Source organism: Pleomorphomonas koreensis DSM 23070 (genome assembly GCF_000425185.1).
GTDB classification, from domain to species: Bacteria; Pseudomonadota; Alphaproteobacteria; order Rhizobiales; family Pleomorphomonadaceae; genus Pleomorphomonas; species Pleomorphomonas koreensis.
This window is the reverse complement of record NZ_AULH01000072.1, coordinates 1-1,430: the sequence shown is the minus strand read 5'-3', so window position 1 is coordinate 1,430 and position 1,430 is coordinate 1. Positions and strand designations below refer to the sequence as shown.

Here is a 1,430-nt window from a genome sequence, read left to right as displayed (position 1 = left end):
CATCAGCCTGCCAGCGGCAAGCTGACACGTTCCCGGCTCTGTCCGGAAGGCACGGCGAGCGCCGAAGCTACACCACGCCCTGGGACACGATCTCGGGGCTGCCGATTCTGCCCTTGTTTCGCTGCTACGCCCTTTACTTGACGCTTCCCCGATTATTGTTGTCGGCTACCGCGGTGCCGAGCCCTCAATAATGGAAGGCATATTCGGCCAAATAAAGCAGGGGCGGCTCGACTTTCCGAAAGGAATTTACTGGTGCTTGCGACATGGCGAGACGCCGCACCCACACGTCGAAGCACTCTCCCGACGCATTGGTTCCAACTTCACGTTCGTACCCATCGATGGATTTGATGAGCTTTTCAGCGATCTTGCCCAGGAGCTCGCCGGCTTTGACCGTTTTCGCGCAGCGGGGCAACAACCGGCGGTCTCCGCGCCTCAGTCTTTTGACGAGGACATCATCAAAGAGGCAACCATTGATGATCTTGATCTCGACCTCGCGCTTTCCGTCCTGACGGATTATTGCAAGAAGCTCAAACGCGCACCGGTCACGCGAGATTCACTGTTCAGCCTCATGCGTGAGCAAGGGCTGCTTGTGCAGCAAGCCTCCACTGACAAGGTGACTGCAGGGGCATTGCTGCTGTTCGGCAAAGCTCCGCACGAGTTTTTCCCGCACGCCGTCGTCACCCTTACCGAAGGCGGAAAGAAACGCGAGCTCTACGAAGGTAACTTGATCAGCCAGCATCGCCGTCTCCTTGAGCGGCTCGATGCAGAAGACGTCAACCCGTTGCTCAAGGTGAAGGGAAGACGACAGCATGGCGAACAGCGGGCTTATCCGCCGCGGGCTCTCGTCGAGCTTCTGGTCAACATGCTAGTTCACCGCGACTATACGCTAGCCGAACCGGCAATAATCGATGTCCGCCCTGGGACGGAAATTGTATTCGCGAATCCTGGCGCGCTGCCGCAAAAGCTCGCCGGCAGGGTAGCTCTCGAAATGGACGGACGCTTTGTATTGTCCGAGAGCATTACCGAACAGCGCAACCCGGCTCTTTGCGATATCTTCTTCGGAATTAGCGCGATGGAGCGGGCTGGAACCGGGCTCATCGATGTCGGACAATTGATGATCGAAGCCGGGGGGGCTTCCACTTTTTACCATCACGCTCACTCGGCCAGATTTGAAGCCCGCATCTTGCCACCGCAGACATCGGCTGGATCGCAGACGGTTGCGCGCCACGGTGTTCCGATAGGCGTATACGTACTCAATTCGCTTCCGTTCACCGTAATCCCTGACGCTTTGTCGATCATCCAGCTGACGGTGCCATGGCACGAGCGCCCGCGCGATCTAGGCTGCGTTGACAAAAGGGATTCCCAAATCAGCCGAGGTTTGATTCAAGGGTTCTTCTTCGGAGGAGGTTCCCTTGGGCTATCCGAGCGAT

General features: G+C 57.6%; 1 protein-coding gene. It reads left to right on the top strand.

Annotated elements, in window-relative coordinates; all coding sequences use genetic code 11:
* Positions 1-190: 190 nt before the first annotated feature.
* On the top strand, positions 191-1,430 hold a 1,240-nt coding region (locus H512_RS0120100; RefSeq protein WP_026784922.1), incomplete at its 3' end, for a hypothetical protein.